Annotated in this window: 5 protein-coding genes; all 5 read right to left on the bottom strand. The window is 67.1% G+C overall.

The genetic code is table 11. The features are described from left to right. Positions 1 to 1,430 precede the first annotated feature (1,430 nt). Entirely contained in the window at positions 1,431 to 1,637 is a 207-nt protein-coding gene (locus ACX9I7_RS32485) for a hypothetical protein (RefSeq protein ID WP_459389381.1), read from the bottom strand. Between the two features lie 99 nt (positions 1,638 to 1,736). Then, positions 1,737 to 2,030 (bottom strand): hypothetical protein, encoded by a 294-nt coding sequence (locus ACX9I7_RS32480; protein ID WP_459389380.1) that lies wholly within the window; start codon positions 2,028 to 2,030, stop codon positions 1,737 to 1,739. Positions 2,031 to 2,340: 310 nt separating this feature from the next. Next, positions 2,341 to 2,592 (bottom strand): DUF7848 domain-containing protein, encoded by a 252-nt coding sequence (locus ACX9I7_RS32475; protein ID WP_459389379.1) that lies wholly within the window; start codon positions 2,590 to 2,592, stop codon positions 2,341 to 2,343. Further along, complete coding sequence (locus ACX9I7_RS32470; RefSeq protein WP_459389378.1) at positions 2,592 to 2,777, bottom strand: hypothetical protein; 186 nt, start codon at positions 2,775 to 2,777, stop codon at positions 2,592 to 2,594. Before ACX9I7_RS32470 ends, ACX9I7_RS32475 begins: the two co-directional genes overlap by 1 nt. After that, positions 2,777 to 3,152, bottom strand: a 376-nt coding sequence (locus tag ACX9I7_RS32465) for an ATP-binding protein (RefSeq protein ID WP_459389377.1), incomplete at its 5' end; no start/stop codon positions are given. The genes ACX9I7_RS32470 and ACX9I7_RS32465, both read right to left, overlap by 1 nt.

The raw sequence follows: 3,152 nt of genomic DNA, 5'->3' as shown, positions 1-3,152 counted from the left end.
TCTTACTCAAGGGCGCGCCTGCGGCGCGCCGGGCCGGGCCGGGGGCCCCGGCGGGCTGCGGCCTGGCGGCCGGTCCCGCCGGTCCCCCACCCGCCCCGCGACCGAAGACACCCCAGAGTCATCGAGACCAAGACCCGGTCACACCGCCATGCAAACACGGCGGCACTGTCGAGAAGTTGGCACGGGGGCCCGTCGCCGACTACCGCTCTCTCGTCGCGCGCCCCTCAAGAACGGGCTGGCAGCGAGGGGACAGGTGGGGGCACAGGCCCGGGAACCGCACTACAGCAGCCAAGGGAGCTGGGCGCCGTACTCCCGCCGTCACACATGCAGGCCATAAGGAGACCGCACCGCCCGGCCGTAGCTGAGAGGGAGCGGGCAGCTACCGCGATGTGGCCAGCCCGGTGGGGGCGCTCCGCTCAGCACACGCATCGTCGTGGCCAGGCGACCGGCTGACCGTAAGCAAGCAACAGTGTTGAACACATCGAATGTTGTGTCCTTGGCGAGGCTATCGACAACACTCTGCACGGCCCGCCGCAACGACTGGATATCCGCAAGCTTGGTCATCGCCCACCGCCCAGGCAGCTCAAGCCAGCAGCAAGCTGCCCGGCGACGATGCCCAACAACCGGGCCTCACCATCCCCATACAAGTCACGCACAGCGGCTGAGAGATCCTCAACTATGCCCGGGGGGGATCGGCATTCCAACCCCAGCGATGGAGCTGAAAGAACGCTGTTTTTAAGTCAGAATGAAGCGTGACGCTCGTTCTGGTGATCTTGACTGCCTTATCAACAGCGGTCGCTTTCCTCACTTACATAGAATCCCGCCCCAAGCGCCTCGCCGACAGCTCTGAGGCCAGGGAATCGAGGGCAAGGCCACCAGACAGCCCCACACGCCCCGCTACGAGTGGGCAAGTAAATCCAGGGCGATCCAGTGGGTGGCATCCACCCTCGGCGCAGGGTATGCGCCACTCGAACACCGGGAGCAGGACCACCCGAAGCAAGAAGACCGGGCTACTGCGAGCGTTCATTCTCACAACAGTCGCAGAAGCCGGAGTCTCATGGTTCTGGTGGAATAGTGGCGACCCGATTGACCAAGGGATAATTTACTTAATGATCGCTTTATGGCCAATCCTCCTAGTCGCGGTAATTCGAGAATTTCTGCGCCGGTGAATTCCCCCTGCGAGAATGCTGGTTGTGGCTGGGCTCGCTTCGCGCGTCGGCACCGTCGTCAACCGCAGCCCGGTGGACAGCATCACCGGCTCTGCGTCTCGGGCGGTACCGACCGCGACGATCAAAACATGGCAAGAGTGGCTGATGTCGGGATGTGGTCGAGGCGCCCGCCGCGCCTGATCGCCCGACTGACCCACCGTCGTGGCTGACTTTCGTGGGCACAGGCCAGAACCAGCCGACAGCAGCAGCCCGAGGCCGAGTTCAGCGGTACCGGCGTAGCTGACGAGCGAAGCGCCGCACAGCGACCTCGCGGGCAGCGTGCGGGCCGAGGTAGTGGACCAGGATGAACGTCACCCCGACCGCCAGCGTGGGCCACGGGCCGAACAGGGCGTCGCCCAGCAGCACGCCGCCCACCAGCAGCAGGAGACCTATCGTGACGGCGAGCTCCTGGCGCTCGTCGCGCTCCATCTCATACCTCCCCTGATCGCGAGAGGCACCCGACCTTAGCGGCCCCAACTGACAACGCCCGCACGGTTTTCGATCTCGGAACGCGCACCACGCCGACCTTCACCCGGCCCGCCGCAGCTCACCGGCGCTCCGGACCAGCTCCGCCACCGCCCGCACAGTCTCCGCCGGCCACAGCAGCCGCACCACCCCCGACCCATCCGCCCGCGTCTGCGCCGAACCCACCAGACCCGCCATCTCCAGACCAGCAGCGGCAAGAGCACCCTTCAGCTCCTCCGCAGCATCCCGGGCGTCGCGCCAGCCGCCGACGTAGTCCACGCCGCGCACCCAGAGCACGGCATCCGGGTCGAACTCGCAGCCCGTCACCTCGAATGCCTCTTCACCCGACGCGGACATCTCCCCACCCCTTCAGTCTTGGCTGATAACTGATCAAGAAAAGGGGCGCAGGCCAGCAACGCACGACGAGAGCCCCGGTACCATCGGCACCGGGGTCACGCGTGATCCCTGCCGGACCACCCCCTAGCCCGCCAAGGAAGAGGGGTGGTCCGGCTCTGCTGTTTTTGGCGCGGCCCGATTCCCCAGGGGAGCTGGGGAATCGGACCGCTGTATCCCTCCGACGCGGTGAGCCGTTCCGCCCGTGAGTCGGCATGGACGGACACCGCTCTTAGGCGGCCACGTCGAAGGAGTCGAGAAGACGGAGCGTCGTTCAGCCGACGTCTTCCGCCTGGTCCGGCAGGGTCCTCCTCACCACTGAGGCCCAGGCGTAGTGAATCGCCGCGAATCTGTAATCCGTGTGATCAGTGGCCTCAGCGTGGCTGGTGGCCCACCGGTCCGCGTCGTTCGCGTCCGGCTCGTACTCGGAGGAGCCCCTACACGCCCGGCACTCAGCGAGATGAAGCGGCGGGATCTGCTGTGGGTCCACCGGGTGTAGCACCCATGCGCCCGCTTGCTTGCTCATCAGCGGGTCCTCCAGCGGCGCTCAACCGTCACCTCGTGGTCGCGGCCGACACGCAACGGGTCCCCGCCCTTGAACACCACGACGACCTCGTCGCGCCCGCGTTCGCGGACCGCTTTCACTTCCCGCTGGACGCGGCCATCGTCGACCACGTCGCCTCTGCGCAGCATGTACGCGAGCAGACGCATTACAGCCACCTCCCACCCGGCACCGTGATGACGGCCCAGACGGATTTGCCCACGCCTCGCCGGGCACTGACGCCCCACCGTTCGGAGAGCTCCTCCACCAGGACCAGGCCACGGCCTCCCGCCTCGCCCGGGGTCCGCCTCTGGGGGTGGCGTCGTTCGTCGGCGTCGTCCACGGCGAGTCGCACGCCCTGCGGGCCTCGGCAGAACGAGGTCTCGATGTCCCGCCCCCGCACGTAGGCGTGGGTGATCGCGTTCGTGACCAGCTCCGAGAGAACCAGCACGGCCGGTTCCTCGATCTCGCTCAGCCCCCAGTCCCTCAGCGCCGCGCGCAGCTCATCGCGCGCCAGGCCGACGGATCGTCTGTGTGTCGTCCAG

The organism is Streptomyces sp. L500 (assembly GCF_054551825.1).
This window is presented reverse-complemented; position numbering and strand designations above follow the sequence as displayed.

Coding starts and splice junctions, on each gene's coding strand:
- ACX9I7_RS32485 (WP_459389381.1), bottom strand. CDS start 1,637: ATGGAGCGCGACGAGCGCCAGGAGCTCGCCGTCACGATAGGTCTCCTG.
- ACX9I7_RS32480 (WP_459389380.1), bottom strand. CDS start 2,030: ATGTCCGCGTCGGGTGAAGAGGCATTCGAGGTGACGGGCTGCGAGTTC.
- ACX9I7_RS32475 (WP_459389379.1), bottom strand. CDS start 2,592: ATGAGCAAGCAAGCGGGCGCATGGGTGCTACACCCGGTGGACCCACAG.
- ACX9I7_RS32470 (WP_459389378.1), bottom strand. CDS start 2,777: ATGCGTCTGCTCGCGTACATGCTGCGCAGAGGCGACGTGGTCGACGAT.